Annotated in this window: 22 protein-coding genes; 13 read left to right on the top strand and 9 right to left on the bottom strand. The window is 71.9% G+C overall.

The genetic code is table 11. From position 1 onward, the window contains the following. Positions 1 to 24: 24 nt before the first annotated feature. Positions 25 to 1,059, bottom strand: coding sequence for a LacI family DNA-binding transcriptional regulator (locus LUU90_RS14180; RefSeq protein ID WP_275004086.1), 1,035 nt, complete (start codon positions 1,057 to 1,059; stop codon positions 25 to 27). A gap of 126 nt (positions 1,060 to 1,185) precedes the next feature. Between LUU90_RS14180 and LUU90_RS14175 the strand changes: the two genes are divergently transcribed. The 7 genes from LUU90_RS14175 to LUU90_RS14145 all read left to right on the top strand — a co-directional run bounded on the left by LUU90_RS14175 (position 1,186) and on the right by LUU90_RS14145 (position 9,533). After that, positions 1,186 to 2,427, top strand: coding sequence for an amino acid ABC transporter substrate-binding protein (locus LUU90_RS14175; protein WP_275004085.1), 1,242 nt, complete (start codon positions 1,186 to 1,188; stop codon positions 2,425 to 2,427). A 4-nt stretch (positions 2,428 to 2,431) separates the two neighbouring features. Then, positions 2,432 to 3,316, top strand: a complete 885-nt coding sequence (locus LUU90_RS14170) for a branched-chain amino acid ABC transporter permease (protein ID WP_275004084.1) — start codon at positions 2,432 to 2,434, stop codon at positions 3,314 to 3,316. Between the two features lie 64 nt (positions 3,317 to 3,380). After that, on the top strand, positions 3,381 to 4,388 hold the full coding sequence (locus LUU90_RS14165; protein WP_275004083.1) for a branched-chain amino acid ABC transporter permease: 1,008 nt from the start codon (positions 3,381 to 3,383) through the stop codon (positions 4,386 to 4,388). After that, on the top strand, positions 4,385 to 5,143 hold the full coding sequence (locus LUU90_RS14160; protein ID WP_275004082.1) for an ABC transporter ATP-binding protein: 759 nt from the start codon (positions 4,385 to 4,387) through the stop codon (positions 5,141 to 5,143). Before LUU90_RS14165 ends, LUU90_RS14160 begins: the two co-directional genes overlap by 4 nt. Continuing rightward, positions 5,133 to 5,915, top strand: coding sequence for an ABC transporter ATP-binding protein (locus LUU90_RS14155; protein ID WP_275004081.1), 783 nt, complete (start codon positions 5,133 to 5,135; stop codon positions 5,913 to 5,915). The genes LUU90_RS14160 and LUU90_RS14155 overlap by 11 nt, the downstream gene beginning before the upstream one ends. Before the next feature lie 110 nt (positions 5,916 to 6,025). After that, complete coding sequence (locus LUU90_RS14150; protein WP_275004080.1) at positions 6,026 to 7,036, top strand: ThuA domain-containing protein; 1,011 nt, start codon at positions 6,026 to 6,028, stop codon at positions 7,034 to 7,036. 127 nt (positions 7,037 to 7,163) lie between these two features. Further along, complete coding sequence (locus tag LUU90_RS14145) at positions 7,164 to 9,533, top strand: PQQ-dependent sugar dehydrogenase (protein WP_275004079.1); 2,370 nt, start codon at positions 7,164 to 7,166, stop codon at positions 9,531 to 9,533. 68 nt (positions 9,534 to 9,601) lie between these two features. On the opposite strand, the gene LUU90_RS14140 is transcribed toward LUU90_RS14145, so the two are convergent. Together LUU90_RS14140 and LUU90_RS14135 are read right to left on the bottom strand one after the other, a co-directional pair. Further along, positions 9,602 to 10,093, bottom strand: coding sequence for an SRPBCC family protein (locus LUU90_RS14140; RefSeq protein WP_275004078.1), 492 nt, complete (start codon positions 10,091 to 10,093; stop codon positions 9,602 to 9,604). Beyond that, a complete protein-coding gene (locus LUU90_RS14135; RefSeq protein WP_275004077.1) occupies positions 10,090 to 10,965 on the bottom strand; it encodes an aminoglycoside phosphotransferase family protein in 876 nt (291 codons plus the stop codon). Before LUU90_RS14135 ends, LUU90_RS14140 begins: the two co-directional genes overlap by 4 nt. A 70-nt stretch (positions 10,966 to 11,035) precedes the next feature. Here LUU90_RS14135 and LUU90_RS14130 point away from each other — a divergent pair, with 70 nt between their 5' ends. After that, complete coding sequence (locus LUU90_RS14130) at positions 11,036 to 12,805, top strand: ABC transporter ATP-binding protein (RefSeq protein ID WP_275004076.1); 1,770 nt, start codon at positions 11,036 to 11,038, stop codon at positions 12,803 to 12,805. A gap of 15 nt (positions 12,806 to 12,820) precedes the next feature. Here the strand turns inward: LUU90_RS14130 and LUU90_RS14125 are convergent, their stop codons facing one another. After that, positions 12,821 to 13,291 (bottom strand): winged helix-turn-helix transcriptional regulator, encoded by a 471-nt coding sequence (locus tag LUU90_RS14125; RefSeq protein WP_275004075.1) that lies wholly within the window; start codon positions 13,289 to 13,291, stop codon positions 12,821 to 12,823. A 114-nt stretch (positions 13,292 to 13,405) separates the two neighbouring features. Here LUU90_RS14125 and LUU90_RS14120 point away from each other — a divergent pair, with 114 nt between their 5' ends. From LUU90_RS14120 to LUU90_RS14100, 5 genes are all read left to right on the top strand, one after another. Beyond that, positions 13,406 to 14,113: an SDR family oxidoreductase gene (locus LUU90_RS14120; RefSeq protein ID WP_275004074.1), complete on the top strand. Its 708-nt coding sequence runs from the start codon at positions 13,406 to 13,408 to the stop codon at positions 14,111 to 14,113. A gap of 131 nt (positions 14,114 to 14,244) precedes the next feature. Beyond that, positions 14,245 to 14,976 carry a VanZ family protein gene (locus tag LUU90_RS14115; protein ID WP_275004073.1) on the top strand — a complete coding sequence of 244 codons (732 nt, stop codon included), beginning with the start codon at positions 14,245 to 14,247 and terminating at the stop codon, positions 14,974 to 14,976. Between the two features lie 9 nt (positions 14,977 to 14,985). Next, complete coding sequence (locus tag LUU90_RS14110; RefSeq protein WP_275004072.1) at positions 14,986 to 15,717, top strand: response regulator transcription factor; 732 nt, start codon at positions 14,986 to 14,988, stop codon at positions 15,715 to 15,717. Positions 15,718 to 15,757: 40 nt separating this feature from the next. Continuing rightward, positions 15,758 to 16,849, top strand: coding sequence for a sensor histidine kinase (locus LUU90_RS14105; RefSeq protein ID WP_275004443.1), 1,092 nt, complete (start codon positions 15,758 to 15,760; stop codon positions 16,847 to 16,849). 97 nt (positions 16,850 to 16,946) lie between these two features. Continuing rightward, positions 16,947 to 17,591, top strand: a complete 645-nt coding sequence (locus tag LUU90_RS14100; protein WP_275004071.1) for a M15 family metallopeptidase — start codon at positions 16,947 to 16,949, stop codon at positions 17,589 to 17,591. A gap of 29 nt (positions 17,592 to 17,620) precedes the next feature. Here LUU90_RS14100 and LUU90_RS14095 read toward each other — a convergent pair whose 3' ends face one another. The 5 genes from LUU90_RS14095 to LUU90_RS14075 all read right to left on the bottom strand — a co-directional run bounded on the left by LUU90_RS14095 (position 17,621) and on the right by LUU90_RS14075 (position 26,125). Further along, complete coding sequence (locus tag LUU90_RS14095; RefSeq protein WP_275004070.1) at positions 17,621 to 21,001, bottom strand: ATP-binding protein; 3,381 nt, start codon at positions 20,999 to 21,001, stop codon at positions 17,621 to 17,623. Continuing rightward, complete coding sequence (locus LUU90_RS14090) at positions 20,998 to 21,672, bottom strand: DUF4194 domain-containing protein (protein ID WP_275004069.1); 675 nt, start codon at positions 21,670 to 21,672, stop codon at positions 20,998 to 21,000. Before LUU90_RS14090 ends, LUU90_RS14095 begins: the two co-directional genes overlap by 4 nt. Then, entirely contained in the window at positions 21,665 to 23,209 is a 1,545-nt protein-coding gene (locus LUU90_RS14085) for a DUF3375 domain-containing protein (protein WP_275004068.1), read from the bottom strand. Before LUU90_RS14085 ends, LUU90_RS14090 begins: the two co-directional genes overlap by 8 nt. A gap of 56 nt (positions 23,210 to 23,265) precedes the next feature. Beyond that, positions 23,266 to 24,300 carry a DUF4037 domain-containing protein gene (locus tag LUU90_RS14080; RefSeq protein ID WP_275004067.1) on the bottom strand — a complete coding sequence of 345 codons (1,035 nt, stop codon included), beginning with the start codon at positions 24,298 to 24,300 and terminating at the stop codon, positions 23,266 to 23,268. 310 nt (positions 24,301 to 24,610) lie between these two features. Then, positions 24,611 to 26,125, bottom strand: a complete 1,515-nt coding sequence (locus LUU90_RS14075) for a BadF/BadG/BcrA/BcrD ATPase family protein (protein ID WP_275004066.1) — start codon at positions 26,123 to 26,125, stop codon at positions 24,611 to 24,613. Positions 26,126 to 26,159 lie beyond the last annotated feature (34 nt).

Genomic DNA, 26,159 nt, shown 5'->3' with positions numbered 1-26,159 from the left:
ACGGCGTCCTCGCACGCGGGGCGATCAGCCCCGCGCCCGCGCCGTAGAAGCCCGCACCATGAGCTGCTGCTCCGCGGTCCGACGCCGGGGCCGGGCGGCCCGCGGCAGCAGCGCGAGCTCGAGCGCCTGGCGTCCCATCTCCTTCATCGGCAGGCGCACCGTCGTCAGCGCGGGCGACAGGTGGCCGGCCACGCTGACGTCGTCGAACCCGGTGACCGACACCTCGCCGGGAACCGCGATGCCCCGCTCCCCCAGCACCGACAGCACGCCGACGGCCATGTCGTCGTTGAGCGCGAGGACCGCCGTGACGTCCGGGTGCTCGTCGAGGATGCGGCGGGCGGCCTCCTTGCCGCCCTCGAGCGTGAACTCCGCCTCGACCACGGGCAGGTCACGCAGCGTCAGGCCGTACGCGCCGAGCGCCTGCTCGACGCCGGCGAGCCGGTCTGCCATCGTCGCCAGCCCCCGCGCCCCGGCCGTGACGCCGATGCGGCGGTGCCCGAGCTGGAGCAGGTGCTCGGCGATCGCGCGGCCGCCCTCGACGTTCGCGGGGACCACTGCGTCGACCCCGAGCTGGGGATGGCGCCCGATCACGGCGACGCGCCCGCCGACCGCCTCGAAGCCCTGCACCTCGGCCTTCATCCGGGCCTGGATGTCGCGGTCCAGGTGTCCGGAACCGGCCACGACGATGATCCCGACACGGGCGTTCACGAGCGCCCGCAGCTGCGCCACCTCGGTGAACGGGTCCCGGCCGGTGTGACAGATCTGGACCATGCGCCCGTGCGTGCTCGCGACCTCCAGCACGCCGCTGGCGATCTCGGCGAAGTACGGGTCGCCGATCTCGTGCACCACCAGTCCCACCCCCGGGCTGGCGCCGCTGGCGAGCGACCGTGCGTGCACGTTCGCCACGTAGCCCAGGTCCGCGGCCACTGTGCGCACGCGTTCGGCCAGCGCCTCGGACACCCCGGCCGCCCCGGAGAGCGCGCGTGAGGCGGTGGCGATCGACACGCCTGCCTGGTCGGCGACATCGATCAGGCGCAGCCCGGCGGTGTGCTTCGGCATGAGGCCTCCTCGCCACGGATGGTTCACCGAACGTCATGGATCGGGCCAAGACCCTTGTCACCAAGGGTCCCAGTTCCTAGAGTGCCGTAAGCGGTTACGGAAGCGCTTGCCACAAAGGAGTGGACCATGAGAGCAACCCGACGGCTGACGGTAGCGGCTATCGCCGCGACCACGGCTCTGACCCTGTCCGCCTGCTTGGCGAGCCCCGACGAAGGCAACACACAGGACGGAGGGTCCGCCGGCCCGGACGACCCGATAGTCATCGGGGTATCGCTCCCCCTGACCGGCGACTTCGCCGAGCCCGGCAAGGGCGTCCAGCGCGGCTACGAGGCCTGGGCGGCGCACGTCAACGCCAACGGCGGGCTCCTGGGCCGCCAGGTCGAGCTGATCATCGTCGACGACCAGTCGAACGCCGACCGGGTCGCCTCGGACTACGAGCGACTGATCAACCAGGACGGCGTCGACCTGGTCTTCGGGCCGTTCTCGACCCGGCTCGTCGTGCCCGCCGCGCAGGTCGCGCAGGACTACGGCTTCCTCTTCGTCGAGCCCGCCGGTGCCGCTGCCGAGGTCTTCGAGCAGGGGTTCGACAACCTCTTCTACGCGGCGCCGGCCATCGCCGACGACCACTACGACCACCTCGCGGAGTACGTCCTCGCGCTGCCCGAGGACGAGCGGCCCAAGACGGTGGCCGTCGCCTCGATGGACGACCCGTTCGCCCAGGGCACCGCGTACGGCCTGCGCGACAAGCTCGCCGACGCGGGGATCGAGGTGGTGGAGGACGAGGTCTACCCGCCCAACACCACCGACTTCAGCGGCATCGCGGCGAAGATCGCGGACTCGGACGCCGACCTGCTGATCGTCGGCTCCCAGTACCAGGACGGCGTCAACCTCGTCGTCGCGCTGCAGCAGCAGGGCTACCAGCCCGACATGGCGGCGATCTCCGGCGCCCCCACCAACGCCGAGTTCCCGGCCGCCATCGGCGACAAGACCGAGGGCATCCTCGCCCCGACGGGCTACACGCCCACCGCCCCGTACCCGTCCAACGAGGAGTTCGTGGAGGCCTACACGGCCGAGCACGGCACCCCGCCGGCCGAGGACGAGGCCAACGCCTGGACCACCGGCCAGGTCGTCGCCGCGGCGGTCGAGGCCGTCGGCTGTGCCGACCCGTCACCGGAGTGCCAGCAGCAGCTCGTCGACTGGCTCCACGAGAACGAGGTGGAGACGGTGGTCGGCACGCTCAGCTGGGACGCCCAGGGCCGCCCGCAGAGCGCCCACCTGATCCAGCAGTACGTCGACGGCGAGATCACGATCGTGCTGCCGGAGGACGTCAAGGAAGCCGACATCATCCACCCGAAGCCCGAGTGGTGATCGCATGACCGGTGCCCTGTTCGCGCAGAGCCTGGTGCTGGGCATCCTGCTGGGCGGGCTCTACGCCCTCCTGGCGGCGGGCCTGACGCTGTACTTCGGCGTCATGCGGGTGGTCATGATCGCCCACTCCGCGTTCCTGATCCTCGCGGCCTACCTGGCCTGGTTCTTCCACGAGCGCTCCGGGCTCGACCCGCTCCTCTCGCTGGTCATCACGGTGCCGCTGTTCTTCGTGGTCGGGTACGGGATGCAGCGGTTCCTCGTGTCCCGGCTGCGGCCCATCAGTCTCACGACCATGTCGGTGCTGCTGACGTTCGCGGTGGCCCTGACCATCGAGGGTCTGCTCGGGTTCGTGTGGACGGGGACGCAGCGGCGTGTCCAGCTCCCGTACTCCGGCACGAGCCTCGAGGTGTTCGGGGTGAGCATCGCCGTCGTGAAGCTCATCGCGTTCGCCCTGGCCGCGCTGTCGCTGGGGGCGCTGTACCTGATCCTGCGCAAGACCTCCTTCGGCAGGGCGCTGCGCGCCACGACCCAGCACCCGGAGGCCGCGCGGCTCGTCGGCATCGACACCGACCGCGTGGCCGGGCTCGGCTTCGGGCTGGGGCTGGCGACGGCCGCGATCGGCGGCACGGCGCTCGCGCTCGACTACACGATCTACCCGTCGCTGCACTGGCACTGGATCGGGCCGCTGATGGCGATCATCGTCGTCGGCGGACTGGGCAGCATCCCCGGCGCCGCGATCGCAGCCATGCTGCTCGGCGTCGCCGCGAGCCTGCTGCAGGTACCGCTCGGCACCACCTGGGCACAGACCGTGTTCTACCTGGCCCTGTTCGTGACCCTCATGATCCGCCCGCAGGGATTCTTCGGAGGTCGCCTTGCCCAACGCTTCTAGCCCCACGGGGGCCGCAAGGCCGGCAGCGTCCAGTCCCACGGGTGCCCGGCCGACGGCGGTCCGGGTGGCCCGGACCGCCGGCCTGCTCGCCCTCGTGGCGGTGGTGCTCCTCTTCCCGTCCCTCGCCGCCGACCCGTTCATCCTGTCCGTCGGCGTGGTGATCCTCAGCTACGCCGTGCTCGCGACGTCCTGGAACCTGGTCGGCGGATTCACCGGATACATCTCGCTGGGCCACGCCGCCTACTCAGGGCTCGGCGGGTACGCCACCGCGCTGCTCATCCTCCGCACCGGCATGAACCCGTGGCTCGCGCTGCTCGCCGGCGGCCTGATCGTCGCCGCCGTCGCGATCCCCGTGGGCATCGCGTCGCTGCGCGTGCGGGGCGCTTCGTTCGTGATCACGTCGATCGCACTGGTGCTGATCCTGCAGCTCACCTTCCAGAGCTGGCACACGTTCACCGGCGGCTCGAACGGGCTGCGCGTACCGCGGCCGTTCGGCACCGAGGTGCTGCGTCCCGAGCAGCACGAACGCTTCTTCTACCTGCACGCCGGGCTGCTCGCGCTCGCGCTGCTGACCTGGTGGCTCATCGAGCGGTCCCGGCTCGGCGCCGGGCTCAAGGCCATCCGCGAGGACGAGGACAAGGCGCAGGCGCTGGGAGTGCCCACCTTCGCCTACAAGCTCACGGCGCTCGTGGTCAGCGCCTTCTTCACCGCGCTCGGCGGCGGCCTGTACGCGCTCTGGTTCGGCTACCTCGACCCGATCTTCCAGTTCTCGATCCTGGTCGGCACCTACATGGTGCTCATGTCGCTGCTCGGCGGGGTGCGCAGCCTGTTCGGCCCGCTGCTGGGCGCCGTCGTCGTCGGCTACGCGGTCGAGGTGTTCAAGTCCCAGTACGGCGACACGCAGCTCCACCTGGTCGCCACGGGCGTCCTGCTCGGCCTGGTCGTCCTGTTCATGCCCGACGGCGTCATCCCGGCCCTGACCTCGTTCGTGAACCGACGGCGCGGGGCGGCGTCGATCCGTGAGGTCAGCGCCGAGGAGCTGGCGCAGCAGCGTGAGGAGGCGGCCCGATGAGTACCCCGACACATCACTCCACGACACATTCTCTGAGCACCACAGGCCTGACCAAGTCGTTCGGCGGCGTCCGTGCGGTCGACGACGCCTCCGTGACCTTCCACGAGGGCGAGATCAACGCCCTGATCGGGCCCAACGGCTCCGGCAAGACGACGTTCTTCAACTGCGTCACCGGAATGATCCGGCCCGACTCCGGCACCGTCAGCTACCAGGGCCGGGACGTGACGGGGCTGCCGCCGCACCGGATCGCCCGGTCCGGGATCGGCCGGAGCTTCCAGCTCTGCCGCATCTTCCCCCGGCTCACCGTGCTGGAGAACGTGCTGGTCGCGGTGCAGCCGCACGGTCTGCTGCAGCGGCTGCGGGGATCACGCAACGCCGCCGACGTCGGGCGGGCGCGCGAGCTGCTGGCGCGCGTCGGCATCGACCACCTGGAGCACGCCGAGGCGCGCGACATCTCCTACGGCCAGCAGAAGCTGCTCGAGCTCGCCGGTGTGCTCATGGGCGACCCGCACACGATCATGCTCGACGAGCCGGCCGGCGGGGTGAACCCGGCGCTGGTGGACCGGATCGCCGACCTCGTCCGGGAGCTCAACGCCGAGGGCCGCACCTTCATCATCGTGGAGCACAACATGGAGCTCGTCATGGGCCTGAGCGACCACGTCGTCGTGTTCGACAGGGGCCGACCGATCGCGCAGGGCACACCCGCCGTCGTGCAGGACGACCCCCTGGTCCTGGAGGCATACCTTGGCGTCTGAACCGGAACCCGCGCCGGCGGCCGCGCCGTCGCCCGCGGCCGAACCCCTGCTCCGCCTGACCGACGTCCAGGCCGGCTACGGCAGGGCCGCTCTCGTGCTGCGCGGCCTGTCGGTGACCGTCGCGCCGTCGAGCGTGGTCTGCCTCGTCGGCCCGAACGGCGCCGGCAAGTCGACGGTGCTGAAGGTCGCGAGCGGGATGCTCAAGCCGCGCTCCGGGCAGGTCGTGGTCGACGGCGTCGACGTCACCGGGCGGACACCGCAGCAGCTCCTGGCCTCCGGGCTGTCCCACGTGCCGCAGGGACACAGCGTCTTCCCCGAGATGACCGTGGCCGAGAACGTGCTGCTCGGCGCCTACAGCGTGCGCGACAGGTCGCTGATCGCCGAGCGCACCGATTTCGTCACCAGCCTGTTCCCGCTGGTCGGCGAGCGCTGGAACGCGCTGGCCGGTGCGCTGTCAGGCGGACAGCAGAAGCAGGTCGAGTTCGCCCGGTCGCTCATGGTGCGGCCCAAGGTGGTGCTGCTCGACGAGCCGTCCATGGGGCTCGACCCCAAGGCGACGGCGATCGTGTTCGAGCAGGTGCAGCGCATGCGCGACGCCGGCACGGCGGTGCTCCTCGTGGAGCAGAACGCGCGGCGTGCGCTGGAGGCGGCCGACGTCGGCTGCGTGCTGGACCTGGGCCGCGTGCACATCACCGGCCCCGCCCCGGACCTCCTCGCCGACCCGAGACTGGCCCAGCTCTACCTGGGCGGCCGCCCCAAGGAGGTGCCCTGACCCACCTCCGTTGAGTGCTGGGTATTTGTTGGTCCGCGCGGCGTAGAACAACAAATACCCAGCACTCAACGAGACACGACTGACTGCTGGCTGTTCAAAGGAGAACCGTCATGTCGCTCAGAACCATGCTCGGAACATCGCTCGGCGGCGCGGGACAGGTGGTGCTCGGCCTCGCCATCCTCGCCGCGCTCCTGGCCGGCCTGCACCGTACGGCGCCGACGCCGACACCGCCGTCACCGCCGACAGCGGCAGACGGCCGGGCCGGCTCCCCCTACCAGGACAAGCTCGCCGACTACGGCGTCTGCCGGGGCACCGACCCGGCCTGCTACAACGACTGGGACCTGCCGCGGGACGACGACGGCGTCGTGCGCGTGCTGGTCTTCACCGCGACGGGCAGCTCCCGGCACGCGCACCTCGGGCCGCTGCTGCCTGCCGGCAAGAACCCGCCGCTCACCTCCGCGCACGTGGCGCAGAACGCGGTGATCCGCTGGGGCCAGGAGCACGGCTTCGCGGTGGACTGGACCGAGGACGTGCGCCAGCTCGACGCGCCGTCGCGGCTCGCGCCGTACGACGCCGTCGTGTTCCTCAGCAACTCCCGCACCATGCTCGACGACGCCTCCCAGACGGCGCTGCTGCAGTACGTCCGGTCGGGCGGCGGCTTCGTGGCGGTCCACAACACCCTCGGCGCGATGTACCACTGGCCGTGGTTCCAGGGCCTGCTCGGCGGGGCCAACTTCTACGATCACGGGCCGCACCGCGACGGGCAGGTGGTGACGACCGACCGGCGTGACACCTCGACCCGGGACCTGCCTCGACGGTGGGACTTCCGCGACGAGTGGTACAACCTCGAGCCGTTCCCCACGGGCGTGCGGTTCCTCGCCGAGGTGGACACCGCGACGATCGGTGACCACGCCGGCTTCAACGGGCACCCCGGGCACACGGGCGACCATCCCGTGTCGTGGTGCCAGTACTACGACGGCGGCCGCGCGTGGGTCACCACGCTCGGCCACGACCCGGCCGCCTGGACGGAGGACTCGGCGCTCGCCGGCGCCGGGTCGTTCGAGACGCACGTGGTGGGCGGGATCCTCAGCGCGGCCGGGGCGCGGCCGTTCTGCCGGTGACCGCACCGGTGACGACGCCGGTGGTCGAGCCTGTCGAGACCAGGCTCGACCGACGAGGTCTCGACAAGCTCGACCAACGGGAAACAGACGCACTCCGCAATGACGACGACGACATTCAGGAGGCACCATGAACAAGCGACGATGGCGATCGGCGGTCGCCGCGGTGGCGGTCACTGCCGCCGCACTGGTCCCGTTGACCACGGCGATGACCACGACCACGGCCATGTCCACGACCACGACCACGACCACGGCCACGGCCACGGCCGGATCCGGCCCGATCACCGATCCCGCGCCGGAGGAGATCCAGTCCACGCTGGGTCTGGTCCTGGAGGAGTACGCCCAGTTCCCGAAGACGGAGCCGATCCCGGCACCCACCGACCGCCGGCTGATGCGGCACGCCCGCATCAACGGGCTCGGCGAGCTGCCCGACGGCTCCGGCCGCAGATACGTGCCGGACCTCAACGGCCCGCTCTACCTCGTCGAGGACGGCGAGCCGCGGGTCTACCTGGACGTGGCCGCCGAGTTCGCGCCGGAGTTCTTCTCGGGGCGCGGCATGGGCAGCGGCTTCGGGTTCGCCGCGTTCCATCCGGACTTCGCGGACAACGGCAGGTTCTACACGGTGCACACCGAGCGGCCGGGCAACGCGGGCCCGCCGCCCGACCCCACGACGTATCCACCCCAGACCCCGACGTTCCTGCACTCGGTCGTGACGGAGTGGGTGGCGAACGACCCCACCGCCGACGTCTTCTCCGGGACGAGCCGCGAGGTGCTACGCCTCGGTTTCGCCGGGCAGATCCACGCGATCCAGCAGATCGACTTCAACCCGACGGCGCGGCCGGGCAGCGAGGACCACGGCCTGCTCTACCTCGCCGTGGGCGACGGCGGACGCGGCGTGGGCACCGGTATCCCGCAGGACATGGGCACGCCGGCGGGCAAGATCCTGCGCATCGACCCGGCCGGGACGAACGGGCCGGGCGGGGCGTACGGGATCCCGCCGTCGAACCCCTTCGTGGGGACGGCCGGCGCGCTGGGCGAGATCTACGCCGTCGGTATGCGCGACCCGCACCGGTTCAGCTGGGACAAGCAGGGCCGGAGCGGTGAGCCGCGCATGTTCCTCGGCCACATCGGTGAGCACGCGATCGAGGCCGTCTACGACGTGCGGGCCGGAGACAACTTCGGCTGGGGCGACCGGGAGGGCAGGTACGTCTTCGACCCGGCCGACCGGTGCAACCTCTACCCGCTCCCGGAGAACGACGCCGAGCTCGGCTTCACCTACCCGGTCGTCGCGTACGACCACGACCCGCCGCCCGGCTGGCCCTGCACGTCGGACAGCGGCTACGCGATCAGCGGTGGTTTCGTCTACCGCGGGCACGACCTGCCGGCCCTGGACGGCAAGTACCTGTTCACGGACCTGGTCGAGGGGCGGGTGTTCTACGCCCACGAGTCGCAGATGCGGCGCGGCGGCCGGGAGGCGCAGATGTACGAGCTCGCGCTCTACGACACCGACGGCACCCGCAAGCGAATGCCCGACTTCACGGGCGACGAGCGGGCCGACCTGCGGATGGGCCGCGACCGCGCGGGCGACCTGTACCTGATCGCCAAGGCGAACGGGAAGATCTGGAAGGTCGTCGACACGGTGCGCGCGCCGGTGCCGCAGGAGGTCCCCCGCTCGCTGCGGGACAACGTCGTGAGTTTCTACGACTTCGAGCACCCGTTCCAGCAGGACGGCGCGGTGGAGATCGACCGCGGCGCGTCCCGCACGTACCTCAACCTGGTCAACGGCGGCGAGGACATGCGCGTGGCGGAGGGCGCCTACCCGGGCAGCAACAACTCGATCCAGCTCGGGCAGGTGAACCCGCTGGCGGCGGGCAACGACGACTGGAAGGCGGGCATCTACAACGCCGCGGGAGTGAGCACGCTGTCCGCTCTGGGCGGTGTCGACGGGATGACGGTGATGGGCTGGGTCAAGATGACCGGCCAGAACCCGAGCCCGAACACCACTACCGCCAACCCGGACGACTACTACAACGCCGTCGGCCTGGCGGGCGTGCTCAGCGGCGACTCGGACGGGCACGGCGTCCGCGCGCTGCTCGAGATCATCCAGGTGGACGGCGAGCTGCGGCTCGTCGCGCTCGGCCGGCGGATCGACGGCGGGGCGTCGCAGACCTTCGCCGCGCACGAGGACTGGCGCACCCTGCTGCCGCAGGACGAGTGGGTGCACCTGGCGGCGACGTTCGACTACACGACCGGCCGGATGGCGCTGTACCGCAACGGTGAGCCCGTGCCCGGCTTCTACGTGGTGGACGGCGACCCGTGGCAGGTGGACGGTTCGGGCGCCTCGGCGACGACACCGCGCGGGATCAAGATCGGCGGCAGCTTCCCGCAGGACACGCAGGAGCGGAACCCCTGCAACTGCAGCATGGACACCATCCAGCTGCTCGACCGGGCAGCCACGGCGAAGGAGGTGGCGCAGCAGTACCGCCTGATGACCCGCTAGCCCTCGCCGGTCGGAGCGCCCGCTGATCGACCGGCGGGCGCTCCGACCGGTGGCCGATCAGCGGCAGATCAGCTCCTCCTGTCGCGCACGTCCTTCCCCTGCTCGGCGAACGCCTTGAAGTCCTGCATGTGCTGCTGCGACTGCTTGTGAAAGGCGCCGGGCATGAGGAGCGCCATCAGCCGCATCAGCAGGTTGCTGAACCGGTACTCGCTCTCGCTCTCCCAGAGCGTCGTCTCCGGATCGACCTCGGTCAGCCGATCGCGCACGGCGCTCCACATGCCCGTGCCGACCATCTCCCGGTCGAAGTGGACGACGACCTCGTGAGGGATCTCGTGCAGGTCTACAGGATCCCGGCGGGTGACCGTCTCGATGAGCTCGAATGTCCGCTTCCCCGACTGCATCACGACGCGCGACCTGGTACCGAGCTGCCCGTGCATCCCGCTCAGCGGCTCGTGCAGGACGACGTCGCGCACCCACCTCGGGATGTGGGCCGGGTCGGCCAGCAGCTGCGCCACCCGCTTCCGCGGCAGGGCGATCTCGATCGAGTTGGTGTACCTCATGGCGCGCGGATCCCGTCCAGTCGTGTGAGCACCGTGTCGAGCGTCGGCCACGGAGCGCCCTCGCGCAGCACGCGCAGGAGCGCCTCGCCGAATCGTCTCCCGTGCGGAAACTGGTCGTCGACGTCCCACCGCCAGGCGGCGACCATCGCGAGGACGAGCTCCCGGCACTCGTCCAGCAGCCCCTGGTCGACATCCGGGTAGTGCTCGCAGACGGCCTCCGGAACATGGGCGAGGTCGAACTCGACGGGCCCGCGGCAGCACGTCTCGAGATCGATGAACAACGGCCCGTTCACGGTGCTGAGCACATTGCCCGGATGCGGCTCGCCGTGGATCAGCTGCTCCGCGGCGCCGCGGTCGGCGATCGCACGTCGCAGGCTTGCCAGCCTGCCGCCGAGGAACCCGCGGTCGACGTCGGCGAGCTTCGGCGAGCGATCCGGGTCGGCGACGATCTCTTCCGCCTCCGTGATCCGGTCCGTGAACCTCGGGCTGGGCATGTCGACGGTGCGCAGGCCGGCATGCAGCTGCTCCAGCGCCCTGGCGAAGTCGACCGGCGAGGTGCGCGGTGCCGCGGGCTCGTAGTAGGTCCACAGCGTCACCGCGAAGCCGTCGCGCAGGTACACCCGCGGGCCCGCCCGAGGCTCCAGCCGGCCCGCCGGGGACCCGGCTCTGGCAAGCCGCTGAGCGAGCTCGACCTCGAAGCGCGCGACCTCTTGTCCCACGGGCGCTACCCGGGCGACCACGTCGCACGGCGTCAGCCGCAGGGCCAGCTTGTTCGAGTTGTGCAGGACGATCGCGTCGTCGGCGGGCAGGCCGAGCGATGCGGCGACCGAGGTCGCAGCAGCGATCGCACGCGTGACGTCGCTCGTCTCCACCGTCGCATCCTGGCACAGACAGGCCTGGGCCCGTCCCCCGCTCCGCCCCGTACCGGCATAGCATGGGCGCATGGCTGCCGAGAAAGCGCTTACCTCCACCGTCCGGATCGACAGCTCCCGCCCCGCCCGGTCAGTCCTGCGCCTGCTCGCCCGGCGCCCCGGGCGCATGTCGGTGGCGATCGGGGCGTTCACGCTCAAAGAGATCCCGATGTGGTTCCTGCCGGTCGTCACGGCGGCCGTCATCGACATCGTCGCCACGGGTGGCCCGGTGCGCGACGTGCTCGTCTGGTTCGCGATCGCCGCGGCCCTGCTGCTGCAGAACTTCCCGAACCACCTGGTCTACACGCGCAACTTCATGACGGTGGTGCGCGACACCGGCGCCGGCCTGCGCAACGCGCTGGCCGCACGCCTGCAGAGCCTGTCGATCGGTTACCACACGCGCGCCAGCTCGTCGGTGGTGCAGTCCAAGGTGGTGCGCGACGTCGAGAACATCGAGGTCATGCTCCAGCAGGTCACCCACCCGTTGCTGTCGTCCGTCATGGTGCTCGTCGGCGCCGTCACGATGACGGCGGTCAAGGTCCCCGAGTTCCTGCCCGTGTACCTGCTGGCGGTGCCGCTCGCGCTCGGCATGCGCTGGTCGACGGCCCGCCGCTCCCGCGACCGCAACGAGCACTTCCGCCGCGAGGTCGAGGGCTTCGCCTCCCGCGTGGGCGAGATGGCCTCGCTCATCCCCATCACGCGCGCGCACGGCCTGGAGCAGACGGCGGTCAACCGCCTGGCCGACGGCGCCGACGGCGTCCGCCGCGCCGGCCTGCACCTCGACATGCTCAACGGGCGCGTCGCGTCCCTGTCGTGGGTGATCATGCAGCTGCTCGGCGTCACCTGCCTCGCGCTCGCCGCGATCTTCTCGCTCACGGGACTCCTGCCCGTCACGCCCGGCGAGGTGGTGCTGCTGTCGAGCTACTTCGCGCTGCTCACCCAGGGGCTCACGCAGCTGCTCATGCTGATCCCGGTCACGGCGCGCGGCATGGAGTCCGTCCGCTCGATCGCCGAGGTGCTCGAGGAGCCCGACCTGGAGGAGAACGCGGGCCGCCGCACGGTCGACGCCGTCGGGGGCGAGCTGGCGCTGGAGCACGTCTCCCACCGTTACCGGGGCTCCGACGACGACGCCCTGCACGACGTCACGCTCACCATCCCCGCGGGCGAGACCGTGGCGTTCGTCGGCTCGTCCGGGTCGGGCAAGTCGACGCTGCTCAACCTGGTGCTCGGCTTCATCCGCCCGACGTCGGGCCGGGTGCTCGTCGACGGCGTCGACGCGCAGGAGCTGGACCTGCGCACCGTGCGCCGGCACGTCTCCGTGGTGCCGCAGGAGTCGGTGCTGTTCGAGGGCACCATCCGCGAGAACGTCGCGTACGGCCTCCCGGACGCGCCCGACGACGTCGTCCGCGCCGCACTGCGGGACGCCAACGCGCTGGACTTCGTCGAGGCGCAGCCCCACGGCTGGGACACCGTCGTCGGGGAGCGCGGCGCACGGCTGTCCGGCGGGCAGCGACAGCGCATCGCGATCGCCCGCGCCCTGGTGCGCGACCCGCGCATCCTGCTGCTGGACGAGGCGACCAGCGCCCTGGACACGGAGTCCGAGACGCTCGTGAAGGAGGCGCTCGGCCGCCTGATGCGCGGGAGGACGACGCTCGTGGTCGCCCACCGCCTGTCGACGATCCGGCAGGCCGACCGCATCGTCGTGCTGGAGCACGGCCGGATCGTCGAGCAGGGCACGCACGACCTCCTGCTCGCGCGCGGCGGCCGCTACGCGCGCCTGCACGCCTCCCAGGCGAGCTGACCCGGAACGTCGGCCTCAACCAGCCGCGGCGAGTGCGCCCGGCCCCGGCACCACGGTGACATCCTCGGGTGCGAGCTCCCGCCCGTCGTCGGCCAGGAAGGCGATGCGCACGGGTTCCTCGGTGGCACGGTCGACGTAGACCGTGGCGGGCCCGAAGCCTGAGGGGCGGTGCACGTCACCCCACGCGACGAAGGCCGCCAGGACGGACTTGAGCTCCGTCCCGGCCTCGGTGAGCACGTACTCCTCGCGCTGCCGCTGCCCCTCGTCGCGGTACGGGCGGCGCTCCAGCACGCCACCCTCGACCAGCGTCTCCAGCCGAGCGGTGAGCACGTCCGGGGCGACCCCCAGCCGTGCGCGGAAGTCCGCGAACCGGGTGACACCGAAGAAGGCCTCACGGACGACCAGCAGGGCCCACTTCTCCCCCAGCACCTCCAGGCTGCGCGCGACGGAGCAGCGGGCGTTGCGTTCGCGGGGCGTCGTGCTCATACCCACATCCTAGCCGGCTGGGTTGTTGTTTCCAATCCAGGCTTGCTAAGTTGGCGATACCAACCCAGACCTGGTTCAGGTCCGGCCGGTCCTCATGGAAGCGAGCCCGTCCTCATGACTACCCTCAAGAACGCAGTGGTCCTGGTCACCGGCGCCAACGGCGGCCTCGGCCGTGCGTTCGTCGCCGAGGCCCTCCAGCGCGGCGCGGCCAAGGTGTACGCCACCGCCCGCACGCCGCGGGAGTGGGACGACCCGCGCATCGTGCCGCTGCCGCTGGACATCGGCTCCCCCGACTCGACAGCGGCGGCGGCCGAGCAGGCCTCCGACACGACGGTGCTGATCAACAACGCGGGCATCGGTGACTCCGGGCGGCCGGTCCTGAGCACCCCGCTGGACGCCGTCCGATCCGTGTTCGAGACCAACGTGTTCGCGCAGCTCGCGGTCACCCAGGCGTTCGCGCCGGTCCTGGCCCGCAACGGCGGTGGCAGCATCATCAACGTGCACTCCGCCCTCAGCTGGCTCGCCACCGGCACCTACTCGGCGACCAAGGCCGCCTTCTGGTCGTTCAGCAACGCGCTGCGCGTGGAGCTGCTGGAGCAGCGGACGCACCTGCTGGGCGCGCACCTCGGCTACACGGACACGCCGATGATCGCCGCCCTCGACGTGCCGAAGGAGGACCCGCGCGACATGGTGGCGGCGATCTACGACGGCCTGGACGCGGGCGAGCCCGAGGTCCTCGCGGACGAGACGAGCCGCCAGGTCAAGCAGGCGCTGTCCGGACCGCTGTCGGCGCTGTACCCGCAGCTCCAGGCTGCCGGATAGGCCCGTGCCCGGCAGGGTTGGCCGGCCGCGCGCTCGAAGGACCACGCGGTCGGCCGATCACACCCGGCATATCGCGGGCGTATCGAAAAACCCATACGACGCGGCAACAAGCCATGCGCTTCACTGGGCGCATGAACCCCGACACGTCACCGGGCGCGCCACCGGACGCCGGGCCCGCTGCGGCCCCGGCGCGCACCGCACGCCGGGCCGTGCTCATCGGACTCACGGTCCTCGGCCTCACGATCGCCGTCTTCCTCCCGGGCAGGATGGTGCTGAGGATGCTGTCCGTGCCGTTGGGCACGTCCGACTGGCACGTGTGGGTCACCACGTTCAACGGCATCGCCCTCATCACGCTCGCCGCGCTGCCCGTGGCGGCGCTGACGACCTGGGCCCTCGCCCACCGTCGCCGGCGCGCCCTCGGCACGGCGGCGGCGTGGCGGACGTCGCTCGCCGAGGTCGGCATGGTCTACGGGACGGTGCCGTGGGTCTGGATCACCGTGCTGCCGGGCAGCGGGGCAGGCGTCGTCCCCGGCCGGCTGAGCCTGGTCCCGCTCCAGGACCTGGCCACCATGGGCGCCGGCGGGATCGTCGGCAACCTGCTCGTGTTCGCGGCCGTCGGAGCGCTCGCCCCGCTGCGGTTCGCGGCACTGCGGTCGGTGCCGCGCGTCCTGGCGCTCGCGGCGGGCTGCTCGATCGTGATCGAGGTTGCCCAGCTCGTCCTGCGGCTGGACCGGGTCACCTCCGTGGACGACGTGCTGCTGAACTCCGTCGGCGCCGGGCTGGCCGCGCTGGTGTCCCGTCCGTGGTGGCACTCCTTGTCCCCGGCGACGGTCGCCCGGCGGCGCGCCGCGCTCACGACCTAGGCTGCCGGTATGCGCGTGCTGATCGTGGAGGACGAGCCCTACCTGGCCGAAGCCGTCCGGGACGGCCTTCGGCTGGAGGCCATCGCCGCCGACATCGCCGGCGACGGCGACTCCGCCCTGGAGCTCCTCAGCATCAACTCCTACGATCTCGCGGTCCTCGACCGCGACATCCCCGGTCCGTCCGGGGACGAGGTCGCCCGGCGCATCGTCGCCTCCGGGAGCGGCATCCCCATCCTCATGCTGACCGCCGCCGACCGGATCGACGACAAGGCCTCCGGGTTCGAGCTCGGCGCCGACGACTACCTCACCAAGCCGTTCGAGCTCCGCGAGCTCGTGCTGCGCCTGCGGGCGCTCGACCGCAGGCGTGCGGTGGCCCGGCCCCCGGTCAGCGAGATCGCGGGTGTCCGGCTGGACCCTTTCCGACGAGAGGTCTACCGGGACGGCCGCTACGTCGCGCTCACCAGGAAGCAGTTCGCCGTGCTCGAGGTCCTCGTCGCCGCCGGGGGCGGCGTCGTCAGCGCCGAGGAGCTGCTGGAGCGTGCCTGGGACGAGAACGCGGACCCGTTCACCAACGCCGTGCGGATCACGGTCTCGGCGCTGCGCAAGCGGCTCGGCGAACCCTGGATCATCGCGACGGTGCCCGGCGTCGGCTACCGCATCGACACCGGCTCGAGCGGCGGGGCCGGCGATATCTCGGGCGACAGAGCAGGCACGGGACGTGAGGGCGCCGACCGTGGATAGCTGGGCCACGCACAACCGGGCCATGGCGAGGGCGCCCGGGATGAGCGTCCGGCTCAAGCTCACTCTCAGCTACGCCGGGTTCCTCATGATCGCCAGCGTCCTGCTGCTCGCGGTGGTGTGGGTGTTCCTGCTGCGGTACGTGCCCGAGGAGATCTACACCCCCGGCGGGCCGGTGCCCGGCGACGGCCTCGGTTCGGTGTTCATCCCCGATCAGGAGGACCTGACGCGGGCCTTCTTCCCACGGGCGCTGGTCGCGCTGGCGTTCCTGCTGGTGTTCGGGCTCCTGGGCGGGTGGGTCCTCGCCGGTCGCATGCTCAGCCCGCTGCGGCGCATCACCCATGCCGCACGCCTCGCCACGGACGGGTCGCTGTCCCACCGGATCCAGCTGGAGGGCCGCAAGGACGAGTTCCGCGAGCTGGCCGACACGTTCGACGGCATGCTCGCGCGGCTCGAGGACCACATCGCCGAGCAGCAGCGATTCGCCGCCAACGCCTCCCACGAGCTGCGCACGCCCCTGGCGATCACCCAGACCCTGCTCGAGGTCGCGCGCAGCGATCCCAGCCGCGACACCGGCGAGCTGGTCGAGCGCCTCCGGTACGTCAACACCCGCGCGATCGACCTCACCGAGGCTCTGCTCGTGCTCAGCCGCGCCGACCAGCGGTCGTTCACCCGGGAGCACGTCGACCTGTCCCTCATCGCGGAAGAGGCCACCGAGACGCTCCTCCCCCTGGCGGAGAAACGCGGGCTCACCATCGAGACCTCCGGCGACGTCGCCCCCGCCGTCGGCTCGTACGCGCTCCTGCTGCAGATGACCACCAACCTCGTCCACAACGCGATAGTCCACAACCGTCCCGAGGGAGGCAGCGTGCGGGTCACGACCGGAGTCGGCCCCACGACCGTGGCGCTCACCGTCGAGAACACCGGCGAACCGCTCACGCCGCACCTCGTCTCGACGCTCACCGAGCCGTTCCAGCGCGGCACCGGACGCGTCAGCGGCGACCACGCGGGTGTCGGCCTCGGCCTGGCGATCGTCCGGAGCATCGTCACCGCTCACAACGGCACGCTCACCCTCACCCCGCGGCCCGACGGCGGACTCCGCGTCACGGTGCTGCTCCCGCCGGCGCACGCCTGACGTCCGCGCACACCTGACCAACGGGCGCGCCGGCATATCGCGGCCGTATCGAAAAACGCAGACACCGTGGCAACGCCGCCCCCGGTGGGCTATGGGCATGGTTCGACAGCAGCTCACCCAGCCCCCGGCCCACGTCAGCGCCCCGCGCGCACCCTGGAGGGACCGGCGCCCGATGGCGGTCGCCATCGTCGGCGTGACCGTCCTCGCCGCCGTCTTCGGCGTCTATCCCCTGCTCGACCGCGCCGACTCACCGGTCATCCAGGCCGTCGACGACGCGCTGGACCCCGGCGCCTCGTCGTCCGGCGCGACCGGCGTCGAGGGCGGCGAGATACCCGACGGCGTGGCGACGCTCGACGACGACCTCCCCGCGATCACGGGCCTCGACCCGGCGCTCGCCGACGCCGTCCGCCAGGCCGCCGCCGACGCGGCGGCCGACGACATCGACTTCTGGATCACCAGCGGCTGGCGCAGCGCCGCCTACCAGCAGCAGCTGCTCGACGCGGCGGTCCGGAAGCACGGCAGCCTGGAGGCGGCCCGCCGCGTCGTCGCCACACCGGAGACCTCCCGGCACATCGGCGGCAAGGCCGTCGACATCGGGCCGACCGAAGCCGACTACTGGCTGATCCAGCACGGCGCCGAGTACGGACTGTGCCAGGTGTACGCGAACGAGATCTGGCACTTCGAGCTCCTGACCGAGCCCGGGGGCACCTGCCCGCCGATGCTCGAGGACAGCGCGGGGTGACGCGCCGGGTTGACGCGCCGGTCCCGTCGTCAGGCCGGCTCTGCCGGGATCTCGATGCCTGCCACCGCCTTCGTCCGGGACCGGCCGGAGGCGTCCTTGAGCACGATGTACTTCATGTCGACGTGCGGCTCGAGGGCGCTGTACTTGTCGTTCGGCGCCCCGATGACGAGCTGGAAGCCCAGGCCGCGCCACGCGCCGACGGCCCGGCCCGTGAACCTCGCGTCGGCCTTGATGAGGGCCTCGTCCAGGAACACCGGCGCGTAGCGTGGGCGCTCGGCCCCGGCGTCACCCAGCTGGTACCGCAGGGCCGCGCCGACGATGAAGGCGACCAGCTCCTGGGACTCACCGCCCGACTTCTCGCCGATACCGTCGTAGTGGGCCACGTGGTTGCCGTCGAGGTCCACCTTCTCGGCGCTGAGCCGCACGTGCCGCCGCACGTCCACGAGGTCGGCGAAGTCCGGCGCGGTCCGGCGGATCCGGTCGATCACCCGGGCCATCCGCAGGTAGCGGCGCTCACGCTCGGCGTCGGTGGCCTCCTGGCCCGTCGCATCACGGGACAGCGAGTCGCGCAGGGTGCGCAGCTCCTTGCGGAACGCCCCGACGACGGCAGACTGGTTGTCCCGCGCGTCGATCCGGAGCCGGTGCCGGTCGTCGGCGAACGGCAGGTCCGCCAGGATGTCGTTGACCGGGCCGATCCGCTCCTTGATCTCGCGGACGGAGCCCGCCAAGGCGCTGTGCAGGTCCGCGAGGTCGTTCCCGGACAGCCGCAGGAGGCTGTTGCGCCAGTCGGCCTCGAGCTCGTGGAGGCCGTTCGTCTCCAGGTCCGTCAGGATCCGGTCGTAGTCGCCGAACGACGCCTCCGGGTCGGTCCCCAGGTTGGGGTCCTGCCAGCGCTCCTTGAAGTTCTCGAACGTCCTGCGCAGCGCTTCCCGGGCCGTGCCGAGCGCGGTCTGCGCGGCCTCCCGGTCGGCCTTGAGCCGCTCGGTGGCCTGCCGCAGCGCACCGTCGAAGCCGGCCAGCGCCGCGGCCGCCCCGCCGTCCGTGGTGTCGGCGTCGGTGGCGCGGAACAGGCTGTCGAGGTAGTCGTGCTGGTCCGGCCCGACGACGACGCCCGCCTGCTCGGCGTCGTCCAGGGCCTGCTGGGCGACGTCGACCTCGTCGGTGATCTCCGCCCAGCGGTCCTTGAGCGCCCCCACCTGGGCGTTGGTCTTGCCCAGGTCCTGGTTGAGGCCGTCGATCAGCCTCTCGAGCGTGCCGGCCTGCTCGCGCAGGCGGGAGATCTCGGGGTTGCCGGCGGTGACCTCCTCGATCGCCTTGGCCCAGCGTGCCTGCTCGGCCTCGACCGCGACGACGTCCACCTGGTCCCAGGTCAGCCCGGTGACGGTGCGGTACGCGTCGAGCTCGTCGTCGTGCCGGTTGAGCTGCGCGTCGGCGTCGGCCACGCGCTGCTCGACGTCCGCGAGGTGCTGCCGGGCCTGGCCGATCTGCTCGTCGAGGTCGGCCAGCAGCCGGCCGTTGGTGAAGCCCAGGACGTTCCCGCGCAGGTTGCCGCCGTGCGCTCCGCGGTGTCCTTCGGACTGCTGGCCGGAGCGGGTGAGCGCCATCTTGTGCTGGGCAAGCTGCCCGGGGGTGTCCACGCAGACGTAGGCGAAGCGCTGCGCCAGCTCGTGCTTGAGCCAGCCTGCGAAGGGTCCGCTCCGTACGTCGAGTCGGCCCGGGAGGGTCCGGGAGTCGAGCCGGACGTCGTCGCGTACTCCGGTGGGAACGCCCTCGAACCGGACCCGGGTGGACGTCGGGACGCTGTCGATGGCCTTGCGGAACGCCTGGATGCGGGCGGTGTCGATGAGCATCTTGGTCGCGAAGCCGCCGAGCGCCAGGTTGAAGGCACCGCGCCAGGGCTCGAACTCGGTGCGGACCTCCAGGAGCTCGCCGACGAAGGGCAGGTCCTCGGGGGTGAGCCCGGCGGCGTCGGCCAGCGCGGCGCGGGCGCGATGGAGGTGGTCGGGGATGTTGCCCCGCCGCTCGGCGGCCGCCGTCCGCTCCGCCTCGAGCTCGGTCAGGCGAGCGCGGGCGGCGTTGCGCGCCGACATCGCCTCGCCGAACGCGTCCCGTGCTGCCTTCTTCGCACCGGCGTCGTCCAGGGCGGCCCTGGCGCGGGCGGAGACGGCGGAGAACTCGGCCTCCGTGGAGACGGACGTGTCCAGCACGCCCAGGGCGCGGTCCAGGCGGCCGCGGGCGCGCACGACGTCGGCGAGCCGCGCGTCGACGCCCTTCAGCTCGCGCTGCGCGGTGGCGAGCCGGTCCCCGCCCGAGGCACGGAGCGTCTCCTGCACGCCGTCCAGCTCCGACTTCGCCGCGGTGATCCGGGCGCCGGTCTCCTCCGCGAGCGCCAGCGCCTCGCGCTGTGCGGCCTGGAGGTCGTGCTCGACGGCGCGCAGCAGGCCGAGGCGCCGCTCGTGCCGCCAGAGCGCGGCGGGTGACGCGGCGTCGGCGAAGGAGCCGATCTCGTCGATGACCCGGAGTCGCTCGCTCGCTCCGCCGATGGCCCTGTGGTGCTCGCGGATGGACGAGAGCGCGCCCACCTGCTGCCGGGCGGTGATCATCTGCTCGCGGGTGCCGGCGAGCTCGTCGAAGTGCTCGACGACCTCGTCGGCCTTGGCCAGGGTGTCGGGTTCCTCCAGGACCATGGCCTTGTACAGGGCGTCGACGGTCGTGATCTGCTGGCCGGCCTGGATGCGGCCGAGCAGTGCGACCGCCTTGTTGCCGTCGCCCGAGGCGCCGATGCCGAGCGTCGAGTGCAGGCGGGCGGTGAACTCCCGGTCGGTGTCGAAGGAGGCCAGTCCGGCGTGCGTGACGGCGGTCCGGGCGAGTCGCTGCGCCGCTGCCGGTTCGAGGTCGCGCAGGTCGAAGTCCCCCTCGCACGTGGCGCGCAGGGCGGTGACCTCCTCGAGCGTGCGGGCGGCGGCGGGGATGTACCAGGCGCGGACGGCGGTGAATCGGGTGCCGGACTGGTCCGCCCAGGTCATCGCGATCGCGGACCACGTGTCACGCCCGTCGCCGCGCAGCACGCGGTGGCGGGTGCCGTCGTCGGTCCGCGACTCGTCGATCTTGCCGCGCGCGTACGACAGGATGTTGCGCTGGTCCTTGCCACGCGGGCGGCCGACGACGCTGCCGTTCGAGGCGCCGTTGAACGGGGTGGTGTGCGGCATGAGGAGCGCGATGTAGGCGTCCATCAGCGTCGACTTGCCCGAGCCCGAGCCACCGGAGAGCAGGGTCGCCGTGGGGGCGAGGCGTACCCGGTGGTGGCCGTCGTAGCCGCCCCAGTTGACGAGCTGGAGGTCGCGCGCCACCCACTGCTGCCCGGTCGAGGTGGCAGGGATCATCCCGAACAGGGTGTCGATCATGGTCATCGCTGGTCCTCCTCGTTCTGGCGGCGCAGCCAGTCCCGCAGCTCGACGAGACGTTCGTTGCTGAGCACTATCTCGACCAGCGGTGTGACGCGGTACCGGCCCTCGGACTCCTCCTCGATGAGCCCTTCCTTCTCCAGCCGGCGCACGGCGTTGCGGATCTCCGTCTGCCGGGCGGCCAGGTTCTTGTCGTCGGGGTCGAAGAAGGTCAGCACCGTCTGCTCGACCTCCTCGACGTCCACCCGGACCGACGCCTCCCCGGCTCCCCGCTCCCGCTGGAAGACGGTGCGCAGGTGGACGAGCACCAGCGTCTCGGCCCGGCTGTACGGGTCGTCCTTCAGCAGGATCGGGACGTCGAGCTCGGCCGACCGCACCTGCTTCTTGTACGCGATGCCGCGGTCGTGGTCGACGACGAGGTGCACGAACAGGTCGTGGAGCCGCGACTCGATCACCTGCTGGTTCTCCAGGAGCGTGCGCCACTGCGACGGGTTCCGGTCGGCGACCAGGAACCTGCGCTGCAGCAGCCGGACCAGTACCCGCCGCACCGCCGCGTCGAGGGTTCCGGAGTCGCCCGCGAACAGCTGGGCGGGATCCTCCTCCATCGGCACCGGGTCGATGAACCCGCCGCCGGCCTCCTCAGCGGGTGGTTGCTGCTCGACGGTGGTCTCAGTCATCTGTGTCTTCCCTGGTCTCTTGCCCGGTGTCTTCCGTGGCCCGTACCGTGACGCCGCCGAACGCGAACCTCCGGCGCGACCCGTCGGGCCGGACTGCCTCGACGAGCGCTACCTGGTCGGTCTCGGTCATGCCGTTGTGGTGCGCGATCTCCAGCAGCCCGAGCAGGTCGACGGGCCGGCGGATGTGCTGCGGTGCCGCCGTGAACACCGCTGCGAGGTCCACGCCGTCGTTGCCATCCTTGCCGCCGTCGCCCTGACCGGCGTCGGCGAACGACGCGAGGTGGTCACGCAGCTCCGCGTAGTGCGGGCCACCCCACTCGCGGGCCCCGTCCTCCATGCCGGTGTCGCCGTCGTCGTCCTGCGCCTGGAGCGGGACGGGCGGCTGGGGCGGGCTCAGGTCGCTCGTCGACTGGCGCAGGTGCGCGACGTCGGCCACCGGCAGCCGCCGCACCGGGTCGACGTCCTGGCTCCGGCGGGTCGACGGCATCCACGCCTGGAAGCCGATCATGACCTCGCGCAGCAGCTCGTCGACCTGCCGGTCGCGCAGCGGGTCGTGGTTGCGCACCTGGGTCGTGATGACGTGGGACGCCTGGCGCTGAGCCTTGATCACCTCCGCGACCCCCTGCTCGATGCGGCGGGCCACGTCCCGCAGCTCGGCACGCTGGTGCCCGGGCAGGCTTCCCGTGAAGCGGTGCCGCAGCACCGTGTCGAGCTGCACCGACAGCTCGTCGATGCGTTCCGGGTCGCCGATCAGCCGCAGCGCGCCCGCGAACGCCCGACCCTCGGGCGTCGCGTTCATCACCTGCTCGCCCCGCTCCAGGTACTCGCGCAGGACGTCGCCCGACGGCCGCTCGTCCTGTCGCAGCGCCGTCACCACGTCCCGCTGCATCGCGCGGATCGACTCCGCCACACGCGCGAAGTCCGCGGGCAGCTCGCGCACCAGGTGCAGGACGTTCTCCGCCTCCTCCAGCAGGATCTCGTCGTCCACCTCGTCGACCTCGCCAGTGCGCTGGATCCGGTCGAGCTCCTCCTGGAGCCGCTTGATCTGGGTGTCCAGCCGGGACATCCGGACCAGCACGTCCGGGTCGGCATCCTGGGCCAGCCGCTCGACGGCGTCCAGGAGGGTACGGACCCGCGACTCCGAGACCCGCGCCCGTGTGCCGCCGGCCCGTCCGGCGACCTCCAGCGCCCCGACGGCGTGCGCCGAGAGCTGGTAGACCTCGACGTCCCCGTCGACGATCTGGCGTTTCAGCCAGCCGACGTCGGACCACTGCCGGCACAGCTCCCGGGCGCTGCCGAGCGGGATGGCACGGGTGCCGTCCGCGTTGAGCTCGTACCCCTGCGCGCGCAGCTGGTCCAGCGCGTCACCGATCTCGGTGTGCGCCTCCGCCACCGGCACCGTCGGACGCTCGGGCGTGAACACGAGAGACAGCAGCGACACGACCAGCGGCGCATACCTCCGGTGAAGGAGGTCCAGCATCGGCTCCTGGAAAGCCCGGAGCGCGCCCAGGTACGCACCCTCTGCACGAGTAATCATCGCCGGTCAGGGTACGTCGGACCAGCGACATTCACCGCGCCGTCGTCCACAGGCCCTCAGCCGCTGGCGGCCAGCCGGGTCCGCACGCCGGGGTCGGTGAGCGTCCCGACGTCGTCCACCCACTGCTCGACTCCCCCGCGGTGCGACAGCGCCCGCACCTCCGGATCGGTGATCGCCCCGCGCAGCACCCCCGGCACGTCACGCAGCCCGGTGAAGGGACGGTCGAAGAACGGCTCGCAGGCCGTCCCGTCCAGCGCCGGCAGCCCGGCGGCGCGCTGCCGGTCGTGCAGCGCCTCGCACGCCGAGCGCAGGGCCGCGTCGCGCTCCTGCCAGGTCGGTGCGGCCAGCGCGTCCACCAGGTGCCCGCCCGCCGACGCGGCCACGGGCAGCCGCCCGAACAAGGTCCCCGCCCACTTGGGGTACGGCGGCCAGCGCCGCTCCAGCAGGAAGCCGAGCCGGACCAGCGCCGTGATCAGCCGCGCGGCGATCAGCCGGGAGCCGAGGTCGTCACCCCGCTGCCCCGTACGGCCGACGAACGGCAGCTCCTGCTCGATCCGGTTCCAGTCGGCCGCCAGGACGTGCAGCCACACGTCGTGCGGGTACCAGGCCAGCAGGTCGCGCAGGGCGGTGAGCTCGCCGGACGTGTCCTCGAACACCGGACCGGCCGTGATCTCCAGCACGGACTGCCCGGTGAAGGACAGCCAGTCGGTGACGCTCAGGGCGGCGGTGCCGAGAGCGGTGCCTCTGGCGAGTCCGGTGCGCGACCGCACCAGCTCCGCCGTCGTCGTCACCTCGACCCGGTGCCGGACGCTCGGGTCCCAGGTCAGCGGGAACGCCGTCGGCAGTCCCTGATGCGAGGTGGGGAGCGACGCGGTCAGGACGTCGTCGACCTCCGCGGCCCGGTCAGCAGGGACCAGCACCGTCAGACGCAGCCCCCAGTCGTGGTCTCGGGACGTGGCGTCGTCGAGGCCCAGCACGTCCGAACCGGTGCCGAGCCGGCCGGCCGCCCTCGGCACGTCGGGCAGCTTCCGGTCCAGGATCGGACGGACGACGTCGGCCCAGTAGGCGCGGGCGAGCTCGATTCCGGACATGGCGCCAACCTAGGAGCCGACCCGGGAACGGTCCAGATGAAATCCGCCCCACCATCCGGCCCACCATCCGGCCCGCCTGCAGCCGACAGCCGCCCGACAGGCCCGGCATGGTCGTGCGGTGGGTGCCAGGTGGGCTGAACTACGTTCGGCCCGGGCAGGTGTTTGTCGCGTGAGCTGAACTGTTCAGCTCACGCGAACTATGAGGGCCCAGGGCGAACGAACTTCAGCAGACCTGGCGCCCTCTCCCAGGGTCTACCTTGCGCAGAGGCTGCCTCGTTCAGAGCCCTCTCGTCCAGAGCCCGCCTCGTCCTCACCTACCGGCGACCCGATCGGCCGTGGGTCGCACGTTCGCGGTGACGGCACGTGCCGTCAGGCAGGTCCAGCCGCCGACGTAGATGCGGTCGCCGTCGGCCAGCCAGCGCCGCTCCCCGGACCGCAACGGCTCCGCCGGGACCGCCTCGCCACGCGCCGCGACGTAGGTGCCGTTGGCCGACCCGAGGTCGATGACGCTCCAGCCGCCCTCCACCCAGGCGAGCTCACAGTGTCGGCGGGAGACGCCGGTGTCCTCGCAGACGATGTCGGGCACGACGCCGCGGCTGCGCGACGCACGGCCCACCACCAGGCGCTCGCCCGTCAGCGGCACGACGGCGGCAGTGGGAGCCGTCGGCCCGTCGACGTCCTCCAGCAGCTGGTCGGCCGACCACTCGAAGTCCGAACGGATCTCGACGGCCCACGCCGTGGGCTCGCTCTCCACCCGCATCGGCCGGACGACCGGGAGCACCACGCGCGGCATGGTGATGGAGTCGTCCAGCCAGTCCGCCGCACCGATCCGGACCGCCAGCAGGGGAACGTGCTCCCGGACCACCGCCGGGTGGGCGGCCAGCATCCTGGCCAGGCTCAGCGCGCCGTCGAGCGGCAGTCCGGCACTGGGCTGCACCCGCACGTCGTCGCGCTTCTCCAGGAGGTGCTGGAGCACCATCGACCGGAACGACGGCGCGTGCATCAGGAGCTTGCCCGTGGTGACCGCGACCGGCTCGACGCCCGGATGGCTCAGCACGGCGCACAGCCCGTCCGCGAGCGACCGGGCCGCCTCGTCGAGGATCTCGCGGCATGCGACATCCCCCCGGCTCGCCGCGCTGATGACCTGTGGCGCGAACCCGGCGAACAGGGACACGTCGGTGACGTCCGTCCACCGCTCCCGCCGTCCGAAGTGCCGCTCGGCCGCCTGGACCAGGATCGGCGACGCACCCATGCGCCGGCCGTCCATCGACCGGGCCGCCGCGTCAAGCCCGCGGCGGCCGATCCACGCGCCACCGCCGTTGTCACCGACGTGCGGACCCATCCCGTCCGCGAGGTGCCACCGACCGACGTCGTCGCACGCCACGGCCACGGCGCCGGTCCCGACGGCGAGGGTGGCACCCGGCCCGGGGCCGAGGGCGCCCAGGTGCGCCGTGACGGCGTCGCTCGACACGGCGGTCGCGGTGGTGCGCAGCTCCTCCGCGAGGATGTCGTGCACGCGGTTCGGGTCGAGGCTCCCGGCCTGGGTCTGCGAGCGGAACCCGCGCATGCCGACGGCTGCCGCCGCGACCCGGGGACGCCCGCCGAACTGCGCGGCGAAGCCGCGGCACAGGTCGCGCACCACGTCCGGTACCGTCGAGCGCCCGGCGACGACGCCGGCCGGTGGACCCGTGAGCTCGTAGATCCCGCCGGGCCGGCCGGTGTCGACCCGCAGGCGCGATCCCGTCCCCCCGACGTCGACACCAGCTACCCCGGCATCCGCTCCGGGGATCTCTGCTTTGTGTTGTTGACCAGTGACCGTCGGCACCGGGTCATACTCCCTCGATATCACCCGGTCCGCT

This window comes from Promicromonospora iranensis, assembly GCF_028994775.1.
Classification (GTDB): domain Bacteria; phylum Actinomycetota; class Actinomycetes; order Actinomycetales; family Cellulomonadaceae; genus Promicromonospora; species Promicromonospora iranensis_A.
Note: the sequence above shows the minus strand (reverse complement) of the source record. Positions and strands in the feature narration are given on the sequence as shown.